The sequence below is a fragment of the Sorangium sp. So ce204 genome, from assembly GCF_051526795.1.
Taxonomy (GTDB): Bacteria; Myxococcota_A; Polyangia; order Polyangiales; family Polyangiaceae; genus Sorangium; species Sorangium cellulosum_B.
In genome coordinates this window covers 7741348-7762167 of sequence record NZ_CP150317.1, presented here as the reverse complement: position 1 = coordinate 7762167, position 20820 = coordinate 7741348, and the positions used below count along the sequence as shown (strand labels likewise).

Annotated in this window: 17 protein-coding genes; 9 read left to right on the top strand and 8 right to left on the bottom strand. The window is 71.3% G+C overall.

Features of this window, described 5'->3' with window-relative positions; all coding sequences use genetic code 11:
• Positions 1 to 9: 9 nt before the first annotated feature.
• Complete coding sequence (locus tag WMF22_RS28860; RefSeq protein WP_438031861.1) at positions 10 to 807, top strand: helix-turn-helix domain-containing protein; 798 nt, start codon at positions 10 to 12, stop codon at positions 805 to 807.
• Here WMF22_RS28860 and WMF22_RS28855 read toward each other — a convergent pair.
• Positions 773 to 1534, bottom strand: coding sequence for a methyltransferase domain-containing protein (locus WMF22_RS28855; protein WP_438031860.1), 762 nt, complete (start codon positions 1532 to 1534; stop codon positions 773 to 775). The genes WMF22_RS28860 and WMF22_RS28855 overlap by 35 nt on opposite strands.
• Before the next feature lie 210 nt (positions 1535 to 1744).
• Between WMF22_RS28855 and WMF22_RS28850 the strand changes: the two genes are divergently transcribed.
• The gene (locus WMF22_RS28850; protein WP_437293226.1) at positions 1745 to 3064 is read left to right on the top strand and encodes an efflux RND transporter periplasmic adaptor subunit; all 1320 of its coding nucleotides are present in this window, start codon (positions 1745 to 1747) and stop codon (positions 3062 to 3064) included.
• Positions 3061 to 6243, top strand: a complete 3183-nt coding sequence (locus WMF22_RS28845) for an efflux RND transporter permease subunit (RefSeq protein WP_438031859.1) — start codon at positions 3061 to 3063, stop codon at positions 6241 to 6243. The genes WMF22_RS28850 and WMF22_RS28845 overlap by 4 nt, the downstream gene beginning before the upstream one ends.
• Here WMF22_RS28845 and WMF22_RS28840 read toward each other — a convergent pair.
• From WMF22_RS28840 to WMF22_RS28830, 3 genes are all read right to left on the bottom strand, one after another.
• Complete coding sequence (locus tag WMF22_RS28840; protein ID WP_438031858.1) at positions 6220 to 7584, bottom strand: Vgb family protein; 1365 nt, start codon at positions 7582 to 7584, stop codon at positions 6220 to 6222. The genes WMF22_RS28845 and WMF22_RS28840 overlap by 24 nt on opposite strands.
• A 160-nt stretch (positions 7585 to 7744) precedes the next feature.
• Positions 7745 to 10303, bottom strand: a complete 2559-nt coding sequence (mxcH, locus tag WMF22_RS28835; protein WP_438031857.1) for a TonB-dependent siderophore myxochelin receptor MxcH — start codon at positions 10301 to 10303, stop codon at positions 7745 to 7747.
• A gap of 86 nt (positions 10304 to 10389) precedes the next feature.
• Positions 10390 to 11607, bottom strand: coding sequence for a hypothetical protein (locus WMF22_RS28830; RefSeq protein WP_437293222.1), 1218 nt, complete (start codon positions 11605 to 11607; stop codon positions 10390 to 10392).
• 556 nt (positions 11608 to 12163) lie between these two features.
• Between WMF22_RS28830 and WMF22_RS28825 the strand changes: the two genes are divergently transcribed.
• From WMF22_RS28825 to ribA, 6 genes are all read left to right on the top strand, one after another.
• On the top strand, positions 12164 to 12331 hold the full coding sequence (locus tag WMF22_RS28825; RefSeq protein ID WP_438031856.1) for a hypothetical protein: 168 nt from the start codon (positions 12164 to 12166) through the stop codon (positions 12329 to 12331).
• A 101-nt stretch (positions 12332 to 12432) separates the two neighbouring features.
• Entirely contained in the window at positions 12433 to 14037 is a 1605-nt protein-coding gene (locus WMF22_RS28820) for a PepSY-associated TM helix domain-containing protein (RefSeq protein ID WP_438031855.1), read from the top strand.
• The gene (locus WMF22_RS28815) at positions 14030 to 14377 is read left to right on the top strand and encodes a hypothetical protein (protein ID WP_437293219.1); all 348 of its coding nucleotides are present in this window, start codon (positions 14030 to 14032) and stop codon (positions 14375 to 14377) included. Before WMF22_RS28820 ends, WMF22_RS28815 begins: the two co-directional genes overlap by 8 nt.
• Complete coding sequence (locus WMF22_RS28810; RefSeq protein WP_437293218.1) at positions 14370 to 14648, top strand: hypothetical protein; 279 nt, start codon at positions 14370 to 14372, stop codon at positions 14646 to 14648. Before WMF22_RS28815 ends, WMF22_RS28810 begins: the two co-directional genes overlap by 8 nt.
• A 68-nt stretch (positions 14649 to 14716) precedes the next feature.
• A complete protein-coding gene (locus tag WMF22_RS28805) occupies positions 14717 to 16519 on the top strand; it encodes an acyl-CoA dehydrogenase (protein ID WP_438031854.1) in 1803 nt (600 codons plus the stop codon).
• A gap of 357 nt (positions 16520 to 16876) precedes the next feature.
• Positions 16877 to 17554, top strand: coding sequence for a GTP cyclohydrolase II (gene ribA, locus WMF22_RS28800; protein ID WP_437293216.1), 678 nt, complete (start codon positions 16877 to 16879; stop codon positions 17552 to 17554).
• 15 nt (positions 17555 to 17569) lie between these two features.
• Here ribA and WMF22_RS28795 read toward each other — a convergent pair whose 3' ends face one another.
• The 4 genes from WMF22_RS28795 to glmU form a co-directional block, all read right to left on the bottom strand.
• Positions 17570 to 18373 (bottom strand): family 1 encapsulin nanocompartment shell protein, encoded by an 804-nt coding sequence (locus tag WMF22_RS28795; RefSeq protein WP_437293215.1) that lies wholly within the window; start codon positions 18371 to 18373, stop codon positions 17570 to 17572.
• Between the two features lie 2 nt (positions 18374 to 18375).
• Positions 18376 to 18762, bottom strand: a complete 387-nt coding sequence (locus WMF22_RS28790; protein ID WP_437293214.1) for an encapsulin-associated ferritin-like protein — start codon at positions 18760 to 18762, stop codon at positions 18376 to 18378.
• Positions 18763 to 18780: 18 nt separating this feature from the next.
• Entirely contained in the window at positions 18781 to 18960 is a 180-nt protein-coding gene (locus WMF22_RS28785; protein ID WP_437293213.1) for an FmdB family zinc ribbon protein, read from the bottom strand.
• Between the two features lie 375 nt (positions 18961 to 19335).
• Positions 19336 to 20697, bottom strand: a complete 1362-nt coding sequence (glmU, locus tag WMF22_RS28780) for a bifunctional UDP-N-acetylglucosamine diphosphorylase/glucosamine-1-phosphate N-acetyltransferase GlmU (RefSeq protein WP_438031853.1) — start codon at positions 20695 to 20697, stop codon at positions 19336 to 19338.
• Positions 20698 to 20820: the final 123 nt, after the last annotated feature.

The following is a 20820-nucleotide window of genomic DNA, read 5'->3' as shown; positions in this document are numbered from 1 at the left end:
CAGCCGGTCATGCGGGCGCCCGTGACCCACGCCTTCGCCGCGCTGGCGTTCTACACGAGCGGCGCTTCTCGGATCGATCAGCGCGGTCGATGGAACGTCGAGGCCGGAGACGTCCTCCTCGTGCCTGCCGGACAGCCGCACCGCTCGATCGAGAAGGCGGCCCCGGACTGGATCGGCGTTGGCTTCTGTGTCCCCTGCTTGGCCGCCGAGGAGGCGGGCAGCTTGCTCGAGCCGTTCGAGCGCGTGCGCTCCGGCGCGTCCCCCGTCGTCCGGGTGCCCGCGGATCGTCACGCGCACATCGACATGCTCCTCCGGGAGCTCATGCGCGCGACGGAATCGCGCGATGGCGGCGCTCCCGACGTCGTCCAGCGGAGCCTCCTTGTGCTCATCCTCGACGAGGTTCGGCAGGCCGCGCGCTCGCAACACCCTGCCTCGCCGTCGCCGGGAGTCGTCGTCGATGCCCTTCGCTTCATCGAGCGAAACTGCCTTCGGCCGCTCTCGCTGAAGGACGTCGCGCGAGCGGTCGGGCGGAGCCCGGCGTACGTGACGACGGCGCTCTCCCGGGCGACGGGCCGGAGCGCGGTCGAGTGGATCGTGGCCGGGAGAATGGCGGAGGCTCGCCGCATCCTCCTCCACTCCGACGAGAGAGTCGAGTTCATCGCCGAGCGCGTCGGCTACGCGGACGCGACGCACTTCATCCGCATGTTCCGTAGAGAGCACGGGGCGACGCCGGCGGCGTGGCGCGCCGAAGCGCAGAGCAAGGGCCGCACGCTCACCCAGGAGACGGTGTCCGGCCGCATACGCTGAAGACGAGGTCGCCGACGAAGGTGGTATTGGCCTTCGTCCGTTCGGCGGCGAGGCGTTCTTCCAGGGTGTCCACGTCGACCTCGGCCTCCGACGCCACGCCTTGCTGGACGATCCGCGGGAGCATCGCGCGAACGATGAGCGCGAGCGGATGCTGGAGCTTCGGCGTCTGCACGATGGCCTCGGCCCTCACGAGCTGCACGGTCAGGCCCGCTTCTTCGAAGACGCCCGGCATCTGGAGTCCCATGTGGAGGCTCGCGCCCTCACGCTCGACGGTCCGCCAGATCCACTGGTGCAGCTGGCGATGTAGATCCATGGGCACGAGGCTGCCCTGGCCCATCGTCGGGTCGTTCTCCTGGAGCAGGATCAGGCCGCCGGCGCGCACGGCGCCGGCCATGGCACGGACCGCGGCGACAGGATCCGGCTGGTACATGAGCACCCTCCGGCCGACGGCGGCATCGAAGCGCTCGACGGCGGGGGAGAGCGCGCCGAGGTCCCGCTCTTCGAAGGCGACGCGGTGGAGTCCCAGCTCGGCGGCTCGCCGGCGAGCGACCGCGATGGGCGCCGGATCGCGGTCTACGCCGAGCACACAACCCCCTTCGCCGACGATGCGGGCGACCATGAAGCTCACGTCGCCTCGGCCGCACCCCACATCGAGGACGCGCATGCCGGGAGCGATGCCGGCATCGCGCAGAAATCGTTCGGTCATGTCGTTGACCAGGTCTGTCATCGTCGACTCCGCCAGCTCGTGTCAGCTCGCCCGTCGTTGCTGGTTTCACGCCGGGCTCGTGGGTCAGCATCCCTGCTGTCTGCGGGACTGTACGGGGTGTCTGTCCTGTGCGGCAGGGCGTGTCTTTGTGCTGGATCGGCGTGGTTTGCGATCGGTCACCCCGCTCGGCCCCGCGCACCGCGGCTCAAGTTGCGCTACTCCTCCACCTAGATGGTGCTCCAACCGATTCGCGTGCCCGCGCTCGCCCTGGTGGCGGCGCTTGTCTTCCTCGGATCTCCGGCGTGCAAGAAGGGCGGGGAGGCCTCGCCCGAGCAGGGGCGCAAGCCCGCGAAGCAAGGGCTCAGCTTCCCGGTCGAGGTCGTGCCCGTCGCGGCGGAGCGGGTCGAGTACGCCGTGCCGGCCGTCGGCGCGGTCGAGGCGTTCGAGCAGGTGCAGCTCACCGCGCGCGTCGCCGGCGTCGTCGAGGCGGTGCGGTTCATGGAGGGCGCCGAGGTCAAGGCAGGGCAGGTGCTCGTCGAGATCGACCCGGCCCGGTACAACCTCGCCGTCCGCGCGGCGCGCGCGACGCTCGAGCGGATGACCGCCACCCAGGCCGAGGCCGCCGCGGGGCTCGAGAGGCGCGAGGCCGAGGGCGCCGACGGCGTCTTCAGCAAGGAAGACGTCGCGTCCTGGCGCTCGAGGGCGGCGACGACCGCCGCGCAGGTCGCCGAGGCGAAGGTCGCCGTCGACCAGGCGCTCCTGAACCTGCGCGACGCCTACGTGCGCGCCCCCATCCAGGGGAAGATCCAGACGCGCACCGTGCAGACCGGCCAGCACGTGCCTGTCGGCACCGTGCTCGCGACGCTCCTGCGCCGCGACCCGCTCCTGCTTCGCTTCCAGATCCCCGCCGCCGACGCCCCGCGGGTCAGGCCCGACATGGAGGCGCGCTTCACGGTGAAGGGCGACGCGCGGACCTACAACGCCAGGCTGACGCACGTCGCCGACGCGGCGGATCCGGCGACGCGCATGGTCGCCGTGACAGGCGAGGTGCAGGGCGAGGGCAAGGAGCTGCTCCGCCCCGGCACCTTCGCCGAGGTGACCGTGCCCGTGGGCGCGAGCGGCGACGCTCCCGTCATCCCACTCACGTCCGTGCGACCGAGCGAGCGGGGGTTCCTCGCGTACGTGGTCGACGGCACCACCGCGCGCGAGCGCGTGCTCTCGCTGGGCCTGCGCACGCCCGACGGGCGCGTCGAGGTCAAGTCGGGCCTCTCCGTGGGAGAGCTCCTCGTGGCGCGCGGCGCGGAGGCGTTGCGCGAGGGGGCGCAGGTCCGCATCGCGGCGCCCGGCAGCGTGCCGGGAGGCCAGGCCGCGGGCCACCCCCCCGAGGGAGGCGCAGGCGCGAGCGCGTCCGCGGCCGGCGCGTCGCCGCCGCCCGCCGCGTCGTCCGGCGCGTCGCCGCCCGCCGCGTCGTCCGGCGCGTCACCGCCCCCCGCCTCATCCGGCGCGTCGCCGCTGACCGCTCCCGCCAGCTCGTCACGGAGCGTGCCGTGAGCCTCACCGAAGCCTGCCTCAGGAAGCCGGTCTTCGCCTGGATGCTGATGGCCGCGACCATCGTCTTCGGCCTCGTCGCCGTGTCGCGCATCGGCATCAGCCAGTTCCCCGACGTCGACTTCCCCACCATCACCATCTCCGCCACGCTGGAGGGCGCCGCCCCCGAGATCATGGAGCACGACGTGGTCGAGCCGCTCGAGGAGGCGGCCGTCCAGGTCGAGGGGATCCGATCGATCACGTCGACGTCGCGCCAGGGGAGCGCCTCGGTCACCATCGAGCTCGACCTGTCGCGCGACGTCGACGTCGCGCTCCAGGACGTTCAGACGAAGATCTCCCAGGCGCAGCGGCGGCTGCCGCTCGACCTCGACCCGCCCGTCGTCTCCAAGACGAACCCGGAGGACCAGCCGATCATGTGGGTCGGGCTCTCCGGCCCCTTCTCTCCCCAGCTCGTCGCCGACATCGCGCGTTACCGGCTGAAGGAGAAGCTCCAGACGGTGCCCGGCGTCGGAGAGCTCACGCTCGGCGGCTACCTCGAGCGCAATGTCCGCATCTGGATCGACGCCGATCGACTCGCGGCGAAGGGGCTCACCGTCGCCGACGTCACCGAGGCCCTGCGCCGCCAGCACATCGAGCTGCCCGCCGGCCGCATCGAGACCGAAGGGCGGGAGCTCAACGTGCGGGTGATGGGCGAGGCGCTCGATCTCGCGACCTTCAAGCGGATCGTCCTCCGCGAAGGCAACGCCGTCGCGGCCGCCCAGCCGGGCGCGGCCCCCCAGGCGGCGGGGCCGCCGTCGTCGGCGCGCGCCACGGTGTACCTGGAGGACGTCGCGCTCGTCGAGGACGGCTTCGAGGACGTGCGCCGCCTCGCCCGGGTGAACGGGGAGCCGGCCCAGGGCCTCGGCGTGAGGAAGCAGCGGGGCTCGAACGCGGTCGAGGTCGCCCGGGGGGTCCGGGCCGCGCTTGCCGAGGTCCAGAAGTCCCTGCCCGAGGGGATGGAGGTCGGCGTGAACTTCGACTCGACGAAGTTCATCGAGGAGTCGGTCCACGAGATCGAGCTCGAGCTCGGCATGGCCATCGCGCTCACGGCCCTCGTCTGCTGGATGTTCCTCGGCTCGCTCTCGAGCACGCTCAACGTCGTCCTGGCCATCCCGATGTCGCTGCTCGGCACGGTCGCCGCGATCTACTTCCTCGGCTTCACGCTGAACACCTTCACGCTGCTCGGGCTCTCGCTCGCCGTCGGCATCGTCGTCGACGACGCGATCATGGTGCTCGAGAACATCCACCGGCACGCCGAAGGGGGGAAGGACCGCGTCCGCGCCGCCCGCGAGGGCACGGCCGAGATCACCTTCGCGGCGCTCGCCGCGACGCTCGCCGTCGTCGCGATCTTCCTCCCGATCATCTTCATGGAGGGGGTGGTCGGCCGGTTCTTCCTCCAGTTCGGCGTGACCCTCTGCATCGCCGTGCTGCTCTCGTACCTCGAGGCGATCACCCTCGCGCCCGCCCGCTGCGCGCAGATCCTCGACGTCTCCCGCGAGGGCCGGAGCCGCCTCGGGCGGCTCGTCGATCGCGGCTTCGAGGCGCTCTCCCGCGGCTATGGCTGGCTGCTCGCCCGGGCGCTTCGGTTCCCGGTCGCGGTCGTCCTGCTCGGCGCGCTCCTCTTCGCCGGCGCGATCGTCGCCATGCAGCGCCTCCCGACGGAGTTCGTCCCGTCGCAGGACCAGGGGCGGCTCCTTGTCCGCCTGCAGACGGCGGTCGGCTCGGACATCGAGGAGACCGACCGGCTCTTCCGCCGCGCCGAGGCGGCCGTGGGCGCGCACCCGGCGGTGGAGCGGGTCTTCGCCGTCGTCGGCGGCTTCGGCGGAGGGGGCGGCGTCAACACGGGCATCCTGTTCGTCACGATGAAGCCGGCGGACGAGCGGGCGCTCTCGCAGGCCGATCTCCAGGGCGCGCTCCGCAAGGAGCTGAACGGCTACCCCGGCCTGCGCGCCGTCGTCCAGGACCTCTCGCAGTCGGGCTTCACGGCCCAGCGCGGGTTCCCTGTCGAGTTCTCGATCCGCGGCCCCGACTGGGACGAGCTCACGAAGCACAGCGAGCGCATCCGGGCCGAGCTCGCGCAGAGCGGCGTCGTCGTGGATCTCGACTCCGACTACCAGCTCGGCATGCCCGAGCTCCGCATCGTGCCCGACCGGGCGCGCGCCGCGGATCTCGGCGTGAGCGTCGAGGCCATCGCGACGACGCTGAACACGCTGATCGGCGGCGGGCGCGTCGCCAAGTACAACGACAGCGGGCGCCGCATCGACGTCCGCGCGCGCCTGCTCGCGGAGCAGCGGAGCCGGCCCGAGGATCTCGCGCGCATCCAGGTGAGGAGCGCGTCGGGCGCGCTGGTCCCGCTGACGTCGGTCGTCACCTACGACGAGCGCCCGGCGCTCCAGGCGATCACGCGGCGCGACCGCGAGCGCGCGATCTCGGTCTTCGGCAACGTCGCGCCGGGGCGCTCGCAGGGCGAGGCGGTGGCCCGCGTCGAGGAGCTCGGCCGGGACCTGCCGGCCGGCTACCGCCTGGTGCTGGGCGGCGCGAGCGTGACGTTCCGCGAGTCGATGGGCGGCCTCCTCTTCGCGCTGGTGCTCGGGATCCTCGTCGCTTACATGGTGCTCGCGTCCCAGTTCAACTCGTTCCTGCACCCGGTCACGGTGCTGACGATCCTGCCGCTGTCGATCGCGGGCGCCGCCTTCGCGCTGCTGCTGACGGGGCACACGCTCAACATCTTCAGCATGATCGGGATCCTCCTGCTCATGGGGATCGTGAAGAAGAACTCGATCATCCTCGTGGATCACGCGATCGAGGTGAGGCGCGGGCACGGCGAGGGGGCGGGGGAGGTGATGGACGCCCGCGAGGCGATGCTCCGCGCCGGCCCGGTGCGGCTGCGCCCCATCCTGATGACCTCGATCGCGACGCTGATGGCCGCTGTCCCGTCCGCGCTGGCGCTCGGCCCCGGGGCCGAGATCCGGGCCCCGATGGCCGCCGCGGTGATCGGCGGCCTCGTCGTCTCGACGGCGCTCAGCCTCCTCGTCGTGCCGGCGTTCTACGTGGTCGCGGACGACCTGCGGGCGCGCCTTGCGCGGCTCCGGCGGCCGGGGTCCACGGCCGCCGCGAGCTCACTTGGGGCCGTGGATCGGTGACCAGTCGGGGGGCGGGTTGAAGGCGAGGTCGATGAGCGATCCGAACGCCTCGCTCGTCAGGACGGTGGCTCCCGCTTCCACATCGCCGCCCGCGACGAGCTCGGCCTTGGCGATCGCCGCCGCCGAACCGGCCCGGGAGGGCAACCACAGGTTCCCCCTCTGATCGAAGGCGATGCTCTCCGGAAGCGCCAGCACCCCCACTCCGAGTTGAACCTCCGGGGTGAGCTCCGCTGACGCTTCGAGATCGCGGGGCTCGAACTTTGCGATGGTGTTCGAGGCCCAGTAACCCACCCAGAGCGCGCCCTGCTCGTCGAACGCGAGCCCCGTCGGCTGGCCCAGCGGCCCGATCACCGGCTCGGGGGTGAGCGCCTTCAGCACCACGTCGGCGGGATCCCCGTCGTCCGCGGCGAGCCGCTCGGCCGCGTACATCAGCACCGCGTCCTGCTCGGCGCTCGCCACCCACAGGTTGCCCGAGCCGTCGAACGCGAGCGCTTGGACGTTCTCGATCTCGTCTCCGGTGATGGTCACGGAGGGCTCCACCACGCCGGAGCCTTCGAGATCGGCCGCGTCGATCCTCAGCAGATGGTCGCGGATCCCGACCCAGAGGTTGCCCGCCGCGTCGAACGCGAGGCCGCCCGCGGCGCAGGGGATGACGCCCGCGCACACCTCGGACACGTCGAGCACGCGGTCAGGGGCGGCCTCGCTGCTCTCGCCCAGCGTGTCGACGAGCCGCGCGGTGATCTGGCCCGCGTTGGCCGAGACCCACAGGTTGCCGGCCCCGTCGAAGGCGATCGCGCCCTGGTTGATGATCTCGGCGCTCCCCTGGAACGCGACGCTCGGCGTGACCTCGCCCGACTCGAGCAGCGCCTCGCCGTCGAGCGCGCCGACCAGCTGGTCGCCGTTCTGCGCGGTGAACCAGAGCTTGTGGCTCCCGGGCGTGGGCTCGTAGTTGAAGGTGACCTCGGTGGTCGCGCCGTCGGCGACGCAGGCGGTCTGCTCCGGGTCCTCGGGCCGATAGACGAAGCCGACGCGTTCGCCGTCCGGGTAGTCGGCCACGCTGCTTGCGCGCAGCGTGTACTCACCCGCCGGCGTGTCGAGGGACGCGCTCGAGACCACGCGCTCGTCCGGCGCTCCCGGCGAGGTCACGGCGACGTCTCCGGCGTCGTTCGGGCTCACGATCTCGACGTCGAGCGTGCCGTCGCCTCCGGCTTCGCAAGCCGCGCCGCCACCTGCACCGCCGCCGCCGTCACCGCCCGAACCCGCCTCCGACGGGTCGCCGCCGTTGTCCCCACAGCCCACGGAAACCAGCGCCGCGAGCAGCACCCAGGAAAGTCGTCTCATGGGTCACGAGTCTAGGAACCCCGGGCAAACACCGCAAAGGGCGCGTGCCCCCCCGAACGCTCGATTTCGAAAAAAAAGCGTGGATCCGCCGCCGATCCTCCCGCCCCCGGGCGCTCCCGTGTGATCTGGACGCCCGCGCCGGGGTGCGGCGCGGCCGGCTTCAATACTCCACCGTCCCCTTGAAGAACAGCGCGCGCCCAGGCTTCTGCGCGCCGAAGAAGTCGTACGCTCTGGCGTCGGTGAGGTTCTGCAGCTCCATGCTGGAGCTCACCTGAACGACGCTCCGCACGAGGTAGGTGAGCGCGATCGAGTGAATCGTCTGGCTGTCGATGATCTGCTTGTCCTTGCGGAACCCGGCGCTCTCCCAGCCGCGGAAGAAATCATGGACATAGCGGGTGTTCCAGGTGAGAGACAGCTCGTCGTTCACGGCGTTCACGCCGGAGAACTGGAGCCGCAGGGAGGCGTTGGCGAAGAGCCAGGGGCGGTTCGGGATGCGATCCCCCTCGAACTCCGAGAACTCACCCTCGTCGGATGTGTTCCTGAAGTCGACCCACGTCATGTTGCCGTCCAGCCAGAGGTAATCGCCGGGCGATGTCCAGCCGGCGGCGGCCTCGACGCCGAGCGATCTCGCTGTATAGACGTTCATGTACTTGCTCAGGTTTGTGTTGACCGGCTGCAACGCGATCAGCTGCTGCGTGCCGCGGAGAAAGCCGTTCAGCTCGCCACGAAACGCTCCTGCAGCGGTGTCCTTGGCGTCGATCATGACGCCGATGTTGGCGTTGTGGCTCGTCTCCGGCTCCAGCGCGAGGTTGGGCACGATGGCGGTCCCGCTGCCGAAGACCTCGTCCGGGCGGGGCAGGCGTGTGGCGTACTCGTAGGAGGCCTTCGTCCAGAGCCAATCGAGCGCGCGGAAGCGCAGCGCGTCGCCGAAGCCCTGCGTGTGCGTGGCTCGCTCGACGGGCGTGATGGCGCCCCCGGGGGACGTGCGCTCGCCCGACGCCCGGTAGAGGTAATCCTTGGCGAAGAGGACGTTCTCGATGCGGCCGTCGAGGGCGGTCAGCTTGTGGTCGATCCCGCCGACGACCGTGAAGAGCTCGCGTTCGACCGACAGGGGATCACGGACCGCGGACGAGGTGTGCAGCCGGTTCCTTCCATCGCGCGTGGAGAAGCCCGGAGATACGGCGACGTGCAGCTCTTGACGGTGCGGAAGCGAGTAGCTCACCTCCAGCCGACCGTGGACGCGGTGCTCCAGGTAGGTCGCGTCGGTCGCGTCGCCGATCTCGGCGAGCGGCTGGCTGCTGTCGAGGCGGGCGACGCGCCGGCCGAACCAGTCGACCCGCCACGGTGATCTGTCGACGAAATCGATGGTTCGGCGCGTATATCCGCCGAGCAGGGCCAACCTGAGGCCGCGGACGAAGAGATTGGGCTTCTCGTAACGCAGGGTCCCCCCCTGCGCGAGCTCTCCCGACGTCACTTCGCCGTAGGGCACCTCCATCACGGGATTGTTCTGGAGCTCCTTGTCGTGATCGGCCACGAAGAGCCGGAGGAGCAGCCGCTTCGCCCACGGCCTGTCGATGACGCCGAGCTCCAGGTTGCCGCCGTAGGCCCTGTAGTCGTCGTGGAAGCGACGTACGCGCGCCGGATACGGCCTTCCGAGCTCGTCGGCCGCCGTGACGTCGACGAGGTAGTCGTTCTTGGTGGCGTCGAAGAAGGCGCTGGCGCTCGCGAAGACGCCTGTCGGCTCGAAGAGATGCCGGCCAGAGGCGGTGAGCCGGTGCGTGCCGAAGGACCCCAGCTGGTACGAAGCTGCGGCGCGCGTGCCCCTGTAGCCTTGATCCGTCACGAGGTTCACGGCGCCGCCGAGCGCATCGGCGCCGAAGCGGATCGGGACCACGCCGCGGTAGATCTCGACCCGTTCGATGAGGTTGACAGGAACGTTCTCGAGGCCGAGCCCGTAGCCGGCGAGCTCGAGCGGGACGCCGTCGAGGAAGAAGCGCACCTGGTCGTCCGTGAGCCCGTTCAGCGAGACGCGGGCCCTCGTGCCGAGCCCGCCGCCACGCCGCACGCCGACTCCCTGGCTGCGGCTCAGGACCTCCCCGAGGTCGGCGCTCTGGCGCCGTGCGTCCTTGGTCTCGATCACGTGCACCGCCTCCGCGGACCGGCGCAGCTGATCGGCCTTTGTCTCGCCCTGCACCTGCACTTCGATGGGGCGTAGAGGAGGCCCTCCTGCCTGGGGGGGCGGAGATCCGGCCTTGTGCTCCGTCGCGGCCGGTCCTCCCGGGGGCGTCCCCTCGGGGACATTCGAGGCCCCGCTCGGCGGCGCCGGCTCGGGCGCCTCGGTCGCCGGTTCCAGGCGGAACGCGTAGTCATAACGGATCTTCGCCGCGACGGGCCGCCCCGCCCGGCGCGCCGGCTCGAACCGGAACCTGAGCGCGGCGCCCTGCGCTGCTTCGTCGAAGCCGTACCCCTGCGGCTCGATCACCTCGGCCTTGATGACCGCTCCCTCGCTGTCAATCGTGAGGTGGAGCGGGACGACGCGTTCGAGCCCGGCGGTCTTGGCCTCGATCGGATACTCCGCTGGCACGAGCTCGAGGAGACGGGGCATCTCCACCTCGGGCCTGGACGGCGCCGCCTCGGCCGCCGGTGCTTCCGGCGCCGGCGGCGGAGGTTCTTGCGCCGACGCGTCCTGGAGCGCCAGAACGACGGCCGGCGCCGCCATCAGGGCGAGGCATCGCTCGATAGCGCGTGGACGATGAAGCGGCTGTGGGGTGGGTCTGCAGCAGCCAGACCTTCGCATGTGACGGCTCATCGCAGGCGAGCGAACATCGTCACGAAGCCGTTGAAGGTGAACGTCGGCACAGGCTCGGCCGCGCTCGTCAGATCGAACAGCGTCGTGTCACGCCTGAACGTCGGGTCGGTCGGCTGTTTTCCGATGCTGGCAAAGACCTGCCCCTCGGGCAGCTCGTAACCGTTCGGCCCTGATGAGCTGAACCAATCGATCGAGCTCACCTCGCGCCCCGCGCCCGTCTCGAGGTCGATGTTCCACAGGCGCCAATCGTTCGCCGCTTTATCCCAGAGCTCCGAACGATCCGTCACGTCCACCCGCTCTTCGTAGAGCACCTGGACGTACGCGGTGCCGCCCGGGCCCTGCGTCCCACAACAGCCGATGCGCCCGCCGGTCGCCTCCGAGATGTTCAGCAGGAAGTCCGGATCGAACTCGTCTTCGCCGGCGCGAATGCGCAGCGCGCACGCCGGGATCGACGGGTCGGCCGCGTTCACGTTGAGGATGGCCGCCGAAGGGAAGAAGTACATGTCTCCCGAGGGCGTCATGGCAGAGGACTCCAGGCCGACGCAGCGGGTATCCGTGATCAATTTGACGACCTCATCGCGCGCCGTGTCGATCACCAGCATCCCCGGCGTGGAGTTGAGCTGCGTGTCGTTGCTGTACCAATCCACCGGCACGAACAGGAGGTCGTCGCGTTCCCGCGCGGCGTCGCGATCGGTGAAGACGTAAGGCGTGAACCCTTCGCGCTGGATGAGGGAGATGTCGATCCGCGTTCCGGTCAAGATCATCTCCGCCGGGTCCCAAACGAAGATCGTCGACAGGTCGACGTCGAAGGTATATGCCTTGTCGTCGCTCAGGACGATGCTTCTGCCGCGTCTCGAGCCGAGGGCGGAGAAGTCCAGGGCAGGGCCTTCCTGGAGACCGCCGTCCGCCGTGGCGGTATAGCGGGTGATCCGCGGGGCTTCCGAGCTGTAGACGAAGACAGAGTCCTTGTGAGCAAACGGATAAATCAGGCCCTGGAACTCGATCCCGTTCTGAAGAACGTCGATCTCCTGCTTCTCGGTGCTCGACACCGTGAGAAGGTAGGTCTGGCACGACTCGGTCCCGCAGAGCCCCGACGCGGCGGCGTAGAGCGGCCCGTCGCCGCCCCCGGTCCCCGTGGTCCCCGTCCCCGGGCGATCCGCGTCGGGATCGCCGCTGCATCCCACTACCGCGAGGACCGCGACGACTGCCCCCATAACGTGGCGTGACTGGTTCATTGCTGGGTTTTCCGGGTGGGCTGGGTGATCTTACTGAAAATGACAGTCAAATTCACCCGGAACGTATTGTTCCTACATGCTGCTCGCCTCGGCGTCAACCGGGAATTTCGTCCACCGGAGGGGGCGGTTTCACCCCGATCGGCGCTCCGTGAACCGCCTTCCCGCGTGTCACCGCCGCGCCGCCGCGGCGCGCTGCGAGCGCCGATGACGGCGCCACCCGGCGAGCGCCGCGCGACATGTCCGAGGAGGGCCGCAGCCGCCGGAGGTCCGACAGGGCGGCGCACCTCGTCGGGAAGGTGATCTTGATTTTTGCTTTCAAATTGGCTACGGCCAAACTCGTCCATGGACGTCAGCTCGGTTTCCTGGCGCCTGCATCCCGAGCCGCGGGTCGGGTCCAAGATCGACGGGGGCGGGCGAGATCCTTCCGCGCTTCGGAGCCCGCTTGCAGGCGTGTCGACCTCCCTGCGTGCCGGCGTGCACGCGCCGGCACGCGCTCAGGACGGCGGCCTGCCGGCGGGGCGCGCGGGGGAGGGCCGTGAGGCGAGCCCGCGCGCGCCTGCTGTCGGCGCGACGGGGGGCGAGCGTCCGCCGGCCGCCGGGGCCGCGGAAGCAGCGGGCCATCGACGTGGACGACGGGGGCTTCACCCTCGGCGAGGAGAGCGGCTCCACGGAGAGCGCGCTGCTCGAGCTCACGGCCGAGTGAGGCCCGGCGATGGGCCTGACGGTGCCGGGGTGCCTGCGCGGGTTGGCGAGGGGGAGCTGAGGTCGCGCGGCGCGCTGCGCGACGGGACAGGGTGACTCGCGATGGCCAAGAAGCTCTCCCGACATGCCTTCACGACCTTCTGGGACGTGCACGCGTGGGCAGGTGTGATCGGTGGGCTCTTGCTCTATGTGATGTTCCTGACGGGGGGGATCGCGCTCTTCCGAAAGCAGCTCGAGGTGTGGGAGGAGCCCCTGGCCCAGCAGCGCTCCTCCGTCGAGCAGGCGGGGCTCCAGGCCACGCTCGATCTGGGGCTCGCCGCTGCCGGCACGGCACCGGAGGAGATCTGGTTCGACCTGCCGGCAGGCGGGCTGGGCGCCGCGCGGCTCGCGTATTCCTCGCAGGGCGAGGCGGTCTCATCGTGGGTCCACGAGGGGCTGGTGCCCGAACGAGAGTGGCTGTCCGCCTTCCTTTACCGGCTGCATTTCCTCCAGCACCGGGTGACGGGCGTCTGGCTGTTCTACACCGCCGGTCTCCTGTCCGTCGCGTTGCTGCTCGCGCTGGCGACCGGCGTGCTCATCCACCTGAAGGACCTCGTCCGTCAGTTGCATCAGTTCCGACCGGACAAGGCGCGACGTGTCCTGTGGTCGGACATGCACAAGGTGCTCGGCGTGATGGGCCTGCCGTTTCAGCTCGTCTACGCTTATACGGGCGCGTTCCTGGTGTTCGTGGGGTCGCTCGTGCCGGTGTTCACCGGGCCCGTGTTCGGTGGAGACGCGGGGCGGGCGGACCGGGCGGTCTGCGGGGTGCCGTTCGTTGATCTGCCGGCGCGCGGTGCGCCCGCGCGCGGTCTCTCGCTGGACGAGCTCATGGCCCGCGCGCGCGCCGCGGAGCCCAGGCTCGCCCCCGAGGGGTTTTATCTCCGCCACCACGGCCTCGACAGCGGGACCGTCGATATCCGCGGAGCGATCGAGGGCGTCCCGTTCGGGCGAGGCGTCGTGCGCCTGCGGGCCATCGACGGGGCGGTCGTCGCGCGCGACGCGCCGGGCGCCGAGGGCGCGCGCAGCGGCGTGTTTCGCTGGATCTATGGCCTCCATTTCGCCGATTTCGGCGGCGCCACGCTTCGCGTCGTGTTCTTCGTGCTCGCCCTGGCGACGTGCGCCACGATCCTCACCGGCAACTGGATCTGGCTCGCTCGACGGGAAGCGCGGCGAGAGCGGCTCGGCAACCGCCTCCTCGCGCGGCTCACCGTGGGCTTCGGCGCGGGGACCTTCGTCGCGATCGCGGCGCTCTTCCTGGCGAGCCGGGCGTTCCCGCTCGACTGGAGCCGCCGCGGGGCGGCCGAGGAGCTGACGTTCGTGGGGGTGCTCGGGCTCTGCATCACGTGGGCGCTCGCCGCGCGTGAGGGCGGGCGCCTCTGGTGGCAGCAGCTCGGGCTCGCCGGGCTCTTGCTGCTGCCGGTCCCCGCGCTCGCGGCGCGCTGGTCGGCGGCGGGGCTCTTCGGCGCGGGGCCGAAGGTCGGAGCCGTCGTCGCCGTCGACGTCGCGCTCCTGTTGACGGCTGCGGCGCTCTGCGCGTCGGCCTGGGCGCTCCGCCGGGCGACCTCGCGACCTGCGGTGCAGCTCCTGATGACGCGCCGCGCGCCGCCTTCGCTGGCGCACGGCGGGGCGGGGCTCGTGGCCAGGCGGCAGGCGGCACCTCATGGTTGAGACCGCGTCGGTCCTCTCGGCGTACCTCGCCTTCGCGTTGCTCCACGGGGCGCGGCCAGAGCGCCTCCCGCTCGTCATCGCGGCGCGGCTGCGCGCGTGGCGCGCTTGGCGCGCCGCGGCCCGGGTCCTCTCCGTCGCCTCCTTCTCGCTGTCGGTGTGGCTGTGGAGCCGAGCCGAGGCCGGCGCGGCGGCGTACCTCGTCCCCCTCGCGGCGCTCCTCTGCGCCGCGAGCCTGTTCGTCCTGCTCGCGCCCGTGTGGCCGCGCGTCGTCTGGGGCCTCGCTTTCCTGTGCCCGCCGGCCATCGCCGCGCTCTCGCTCCTCGGAGCGCGCCATGGCTAGCCACCGCCTCGCCCGGCTCGACGGCACGCTGCGCGTGCTCGCGGCGCTGATCGGGACCCTGCCGCTCGCCGTCCTGGGCGGCGTATGTCTCGCGCGGTTCGCGCCGCTCGCCGAGGCCACGCGGTCTGCCCTCGGCTTTGCGCTCGTGGTCCCGCTCTGGCTCGCGGCGATGTGCGTCGCCTTCCTGGCCCGCAGCGCGGCCCGCGCGTGGAGCGTCTGCGCGGCGATCGGCGCCGTGCTGCTCGCCCTGGCCTACGCGGTGCCGCCGTGACAGGCGCGCCCCCCTGGACACCCCGCTTCCGGCGCGCCTAGCCTGCACCAGGTTCGGCGAGAGACCGCATGACCGCTCCCCAGAATCCCCTCATCCACGATCGCGACGTCGAGTTCCTTCTTTACGAGGTGCTCGACGCGCCGCGCCTCTGCGCGCTCCCCTATTTCGCCGATCACGCGCGCGACACGTTCGATCTCTACCTCCAGAGCTGCCGGCGCTTCGCGCGGGAGGTGCTGTTCCCGACCTACAGGCAGGTCGACGAGGCGCCGCCGCGCTTCGAGGGGGGCGCCATCACGGTGCACCCCGCCATCCAGCGGGTCTTCCGGCCGATGGTCGAGCTCGGGGTGCTCACCGCGGCGCGGCCGGCCGCGGTGGGGGGCCAGCAGCTCCCGCTCGTCGTCGCCACGCTCGCGGGCGCCTACCTGCAGGCGGCGAACCTGAGCGCGTGCGGCTACCTCAGCCTGACGGCCGGCGCGGCGCACCTCATCGAGACGTTCGGCGACGACGCCCTGCGGTCCACCTTCATGACCCGGATGTACGCCGGCGAGTGGACCGGGACGATGGCGCTCACCGAGCCCCAGGCCGGATCGAGCCTCGCCGACGTGCAGGCGAGCGCGGTGAAGACCGACGCGGGCCACTACCTCGTCCGCGGGTCGAAGATCTTCATCTCGGGCGGCGACCACGACCTCACCGAGAACATCGTCCACCTCACGCTCGCGCGCATCGAGGGCGCGCCTCGGGGCATCAAGGGCGTGAGCCTGTTCGCCGTCCCCAAGCGGCGGCCCGAGGGCGGGCAGCTCGTCCCGAACGACGTCGAGGTCGCCGGCATGATCCACAAGCTCGGCTGGCGCGGGCTCCCCAGCCTGTCGCTCAGCTTCGGCGAGAAGGGGGACTGCCACGGCTACCTCGTGGGCAGCCCCCACCAGGGCGTCGCCTGCATGTTCCAGATGATGAACGAGGCCCGCATCCTGGTCGGCGCGAACGCCGTGGCGACCGCCTCCGCGGCCTACCACGAGGCGCTCGGCTACGCGCTCGTCCGGCCGCAGGGCCGGCCGCTCGGCGCGAGGGACCCGGGGGCGCCGCAGGTGCCCATCATCGAGCACGCCGACGTGCGCCGGATGCTGCTCCGGCAGAAGGCCATCGTCGAGGGCGGCCTCGCGCTCGTCTCCACGACCGCGCTGTACGCCGATCTCGCGGCGCACGCCGCGGACGCGGCGGAGCGGGAGCGCGCCCAGCGGCTCCTCGACCTGCTCACCCCCATCGCCAAGACCTTCCCCGCCGAGAAGGGCTTCGAGGCGAACGCCCTCGCGCTCCAGGTCCACGGCGGCTACGGCTACTCGAGCGAGTACCTCCCGGAGGCCTGGCTCCGGGATCAGAAGCTCAACGCGATCCACGAGGGCACGACGGGGATCCAGGGCCTGGACCTGCTCGGCCGCAAGGTCGTGGCCGGGAACGGCGCCGCGCTCATCGCGCTCGGCGGCGAGATCCGGCTGGCGATCGCCCGGGCGCAGCGGGCCGGCGTCGAGCCCGCGTGGGGCGAGCGCCTTGGCGCGGCGCTCGCGCTGCTCGGCGAGGTGACGGTGCAGCTCGCCGAGGCGGGGATGCGCGGCGACACCGAGCGGATGCTGCGGCACAGCGCGGATTACATGGAGCTCGTCTCCGTGGTCGTGGTGGCCTGGCAATGGCTCGCGATGGCCGCGGCCGCCCGCGAAGGGCTCGCCAGGGGCGCCGCTCCGGCCGACTTCTACGAAGGCAAGCTCTGCGCGGCGCAGTACTGGCTCTCGACGGAGCTGCCCCGGGTCGAGGCGCTCGCCGCGCTCTGCCGCTCCGGCGAGGACTCGTACGCCAGGATGCAACCCGGGTGGTTCTGAGGCGGGCGCGCGGCCCCCGGCCTCCCCGGCACCCCCGGGTGCTTCCGAAGCGGCGGCCCTCGGCTTTCTCGCCGCTCGGACGGCCCGCCGGCGCCTCGTTGGTGAGTTGGCTCACGGCCAGCGGTGCGGCGGATCGCGCGGGGACGAAGCAGATCGGCTGCTCCTCGTCGCTGACCGGCTGCTCCAGGTATGTCCTTGGAGCAACATCTTGGAGAGCTTACCTTGTTCCGGCCGGGTGCTTACGCTACCTGATTGACGCCACCTTCAGGGGTGGCCGGACAAGGGCAGGGCAGCGGGTTACCCAGGCGCGCTCCTTGCTTGACAGGCGACCCAGGATTCCTCCACCAGGAGAGCGAGATGCACGTCCCGACGACGGCGATCCGGCCTCAGCTCGATATTCGTGCCCAGGCGCCCGTGCCCACGAAGCACGGCGTCTTTCAGATGTTGGTGTTCCACTTCGGTGGGACGACGAGCCCCGACCAGGGGCTGTCTCCCGATCACGTCGCGCTCGTCATGGGCGACGTGCGCGGCCGGTCGGACGTGACCCTGCGCGTCCACTCCGAGTGCCTCACGAGCGAGGTGTTCGGCTCCCTCAAGTGCGACTGCCGCGAGCAGCTCGAGGCGGCCCAGGCCGAGATCGGGCGCCGCGGGCTCGGCGTTGTGCTCTATCTCCGGCAGGAGGGGCGCGGCATCGGGCTCGCCAACAAGATCCGGGCGTACCAGCTCCAGGCGTTCGGCCACGACACGGTCGACGCGAACCGCATCCTCGGCCTGCCGGACGACGCCCGCGGCTACGAGCCCGCGGCCGCGATGATCGAGCACCTCGGCATCGAGTCGATCCGGCTCCTCACGAACAACCCCGACAAGGTCGACGCGCTCCGCGCGCTCGGCGTCCGGATCGCCTCGCGCTCGGCGGCCATCGTCCCGGCCAACCCGTTCTCCGCGCCCTACCTCGAGGCGAAGCGCCTCCGCATGGGCCACGTCATCCCGTCGCTGCGGGACGGCGAGGGCGCCGCGGTCAGCGACGCCGAGTAGCCGCGGCGGCTGATCTCAGCCCCGCCGCAGCGCCACGGCCGCGGCGCGCTCGAGCACGCGGAACGTGAAGCTCTCGGTGAGGAAGAGCTCGACGACCTGTCTGTCGTGCCCGTCGTAGCCGATGGACAGGTCTTCCCCCACGGTCAGCTCGAAGTCGCCGCCTCGCGTGCTCAGGAGCACGCCGCCTTCGAGCGCGGGCGCCCACACGATCGGCCCGTCGATGAGCTGGCGCTCGATGTGCTTGAGGAGCGGGTAGCCGTCCTCCGCGGCCGCGGCCAGCTCGTCGTACGCCTTCGGGCCCAGCGCGAGCGCATAGGGACCGTCGACGCCCGCGGCGCGGAGCACCTCTCTCGCCGCCACCACGGCGCGCGGCCACGCCTCCGGCGCGGGGATCACCACGGGGTTGTGCGGCGAGACCTCCAGGATCCCTTCGATCCCGGCGGCCGCGAGCCCGTTGAAGATGGCGCCGTCCTCGAAGCGCGCGGCGTGCTCGGCGGCGCGCACGACGTCCTCGATGTTGGGCTCCTGCGCGCCGCGCCCGACGGCGTCGAGCTCGGCGAGATCGAGGCGGATGGGCGCGCGGAACTCGACGAGCGGCCGCACGAGGCGGACGGCCGCGCTCACCGAGGACGCCTCCTTCCGCTCGATCGCGCGCAGGCGGCCCGTGTTGACGGCGGCGTATTCCCAGCCGAACGGGCCGCGGAAGTCCACGACCTTGCGGCCGGCGAGGTGCAGCTTGAGCACGCGCGTCGCCTCGTGATCGATGAGGTCCCACGCGGCGGGGAGGATGGGAGCGAGCTCGCGCTTGAGAAGATCCATGATCATGCCCCCTTCAGGCTCCCGATGCCGAGCGCGCCGCTCGGCGGCGCCGTGGCGCCCGTCTTCGCCGCGGCGCCGAGCTTCGCCGCCTCCTCGGCCGCTTCCACCTCGGTGATCGGCCCCTGGCTGTTGAGGTAGATGTCGATCTTCTCCTGGAAGACGCGATCGTTCCGCCGGAGCCACTCGAGGTTCATCATCGCGTGCTCCACCTCCTCCTCGAGGTGGTGGAGCAGCACGGCACGGAGCTCCGCGTCCGAGCACGCCTCGGCGCGCTGCTGGTACCAGTCGATCGCCTCGAGCTCCTCGATCAACGAGACGATCGCGCGGTGCCGTTCCTTGGTCGCCTCGGACAGGAGCTCAGGCAGCTCGTGGTAGTTCTCGCTCGACACGTCGCTTCGTCCTTCTGCCTAGGCGCTCTTTCGCGCCGTTTGCACCTGGAACGCCACGATCTCCGGCTCGACGTTCGAGCGGCCGCAGGCCGTGCACTGGACCGTGCGCTCCCGCTTCAGGCGCTCGAACTCGGAGAGCGACGCGACCACCTCGAACTCGGCGCCGCAGTCGTTGCACTTGAACTCGTACGTCGGCATGGGGCTCCCTGTCCTGTAAATGTGAACTGAATCACATACGTGGGCACAAGCGAGATCCGTGCCCTCCCAGGATTCGAGCCGACCCAGGTTGCAGCCGGACGAGCACGGGTGTCTCCGGCGTCGCGCGAAAATGACCTGCGCGGTCGCTGCCGGAGGCCGAGCTACAGCCGCGGCCGGAAGCTCGGGCCGGATCGCCGATGCGCTCGCCGCGCGGCTCCGGCGCTGGGAGGTGTGATCCCGGCGGGTCGGCCGGTCGCCTCGCTACCGGCCCTCACCGTGCGTGAACAGCACGGGCCGCGTCGACCTCGCCCGCTTCTGGTCGGTCATCTGCGCTTCTCGGCGACGCCATCCACGTGCGATAGGGCGATTCCGGGCCTACTTCTTCGCCGCGTCCTTCAGCCGCGCCTTGAGCCGCGTCGCGTAGCCCTCCTTGTTCTCCTGCTTCACGCGGCCGATCGCCAGCGCCTCGTCCGGCACGTCGCGGGTGACGGTCGTGCCCGTCGCCACGTAGGCGCCCGCGCCGATCTTCACCGGGGCGACGATCTGCGAGTCGCTGCCGATGAAGGCGCCGGCGCCGATCTCGGTCCGGTGCTTCCGGAAGCCGTCGTAGTTGCAGAAGATCGTCCCGGCGCCGACGTTCGCGCCCTCGCCGATGTCGCCGTCGCCGAGGTAGGCGAGGTGGTTCGCCTTCGCGCCCTTCCGGACCACGGTCTTCTTGGTCTCGACGAAGTTGCCGATGTGCGCGTCGGCCTCGATCTGGCTCTCCGGGCGGAGGTGCGAGAACGGCCCGATCTGCGCGCCGGCGCCGATCGACGACTGCGAGGCGACCGTGTACGGCTTCACCGAGGCGCCCGCCTCGACGACAACGTCCGTGAGGACCGAGCCCACGTCGATCCGCGCCCCCGCGCCCACGCGCGTCCGGCCCCGCAGGACCACGGCGTGCTCGATCACGGCGTCCGGCTCGACGACCACGCCCGCGTCGATGCGGGCGTTCGTGCGGATCGTGACGCCGCTCTTGCGCAGCCGGTCGGCGATGCGGCCGTGGAGCACCTCCTCGGCGGCGGCGAGCTGCGCGCGGTCGTTGATGCCGACGAGCGAGCCGACGTCCCTGGCCACCACCGCCGCCGCGCCGCCGGCCTTCGCCGCCTGCGCGACGATGTCGGTCAGGTAGAGCTCGCCCTGCGCGTTGTCCGTCGTCAGCCCGGCCAGCGCGCGCCCGAGGAACCCGCTGCGGGCGAGGTACACGCCGGGGTTCACCTCGGTGATCGCGCGCTCCTCGGCCGTCGCGTCCTTGTGCTCGCGGATGCCGATCACGCGGCCCGACGCGTCGCGAAGGATCCTGCCGTACCCCGTCGGATCGGAGACCTCCGCGGTCAGCATCGCGATCGGCGCGTCGCCCGCGCGGTCGAGCGCCCCGCGGAGCTGCGTCAGCTGCTCCGGATCGAGCAGCGGCGTGTCGCCGCACAGGATCAGGATCGCCTCGGAGGTCGCGTCGATGTGCGGCATGGCGCACCGCACCGCGTCGCCCGTGCCGCGCTGCTGGGCCTGGAGCGCGGTGCGGACCTTCTTCCCCTGGGCGCCGAACGCCTTGTCCAGGGCCGCAGAGACCTCTTCGCGGCCGTGGCCGACGACGACCACGACGTCCGAGGCGCCGGCGGCCAGCGCCGCGTCGACGACGTAATGGAGCATCGGCCGGCCGCAGAGCTCGTGGAGCACCTTCGGTCGGGCGCTCTTCATCCGAGTCCCTTGTCCAGCAGCGAGAACGACAGCGGTGAGCGGGGTGGGTTGGGTCGCCATCGCTCCACAGCGTATACCCACGAGCCCGCCGCCGTCCTCGTCGCAGCGCAGTGAGCCTGGAGA